We start from the raw sequence: 889 nt of genomic DNA, 5'->3' as shown, positions 1-889 counted from the left end.
GCATCACGGTAAACAGGAAGCCGTAGATGTGATGCGCCGGCACGGCGGTCAAGACGCGGCGCCGATCGCCGAGCTGTCCGGCAAACCAGTGGATCTCTTGCTCAAGTCGGTGCATCGGATGCGCGCAGAGCTTGGGCTGACCGGTTGAGCCGGAGGTCTGAAAGCTCAGCGACTCATCCCAGCGCGCGCGGCTGTCGAGGATGATCTGCGCCCAAGCGCCGAGCTGCCGCTGCTGCAGCAGCTGGTTGTCGAGCCCGCTCCGTTGCAGATGGAACTGCACCGCGATGAGGGTCGCGATATCCAGAAATTCCAGCGAGTCCAGTCCCAGGCTGTCCAGCTCGAACGCAGCATCAAGTCTAATGTCGATAGCGCGTCGCCACCAAGGACGATGAGGCGTTTGTTTCAGGGTAGGCGCATCATCAGATACAGATCCACGCATCTCAGGCGCTAAATCGGACGCTGCGCTCGGTCTTAGCCCAAGCTGCCCCGGGCGCAATCGGTTCAGCTCCGCCCAGAGCAGATCATCCAGCACGCGCATCAGGGTATCGCGGTTCCACCAAGGGCGGCTGGCGACCGGCAGCGGACGCTGCTGCGGCGGGGCTGATGCAACCGGTGAAGGATGGGGCGGGATCAATGGGGTCTCACTTAGGCCTTAAAACAATCCGCAGCCAGCGCCGGCGGTACCGGCTTGGACCACAGATACCCCTGCCCCCAATCGCAGCCGAGGGCTTGGAGAATCTCCAGCTGTGCTTGCGTCTCGATGCCTTCGGCGACCAGGGTCTTGCCGATCGAATGTGTCATGGCGATCATGCCGGCGACCAGATTGCGGTCGTGCGGTTGCTCGATGCCCTTAATGAAGGCGCGATCGATCTTCAGCTCGCTGATCGGT

1 protein-coding gene and 1 pseudogene are annotated in these 889 nt (G+C 62.3%); both read right to left on the bottom strand.

Translation table 11 applies throughout. The features are described from left to right. Positions 1 to 634, bottom strand: a pseudogene (locus VBE63_RS30465) (hypothetical protein); the annotation flags it as partial. A gap of 11 nt (positions 635 to 645) precedes the next feature. Further along, positions 646 to 889 (bottom strand): EAL domain-containing protein (locus VBE63_RS30460; RefSeq protein ID WP_323686697.1); only part of this gene is annotated, 244 nt, incomplete at its 5' end.

Origin of the sequence: Lamprobacter sp. (assembly GCF_034860625.1) — a bacterium.
In the GTDB taxonomy this organism is placed as follows: Bacteria; Pseudomonadota; Gammaproteobacteria; order Chromatiales; family Chromatiaceae; genus Lamprobacter.
The sequence above is the reverse complement of the archived record's forward strand: the minus strand, read 5'-3'. Positions and strand labels throughout refer to the sequence as shown.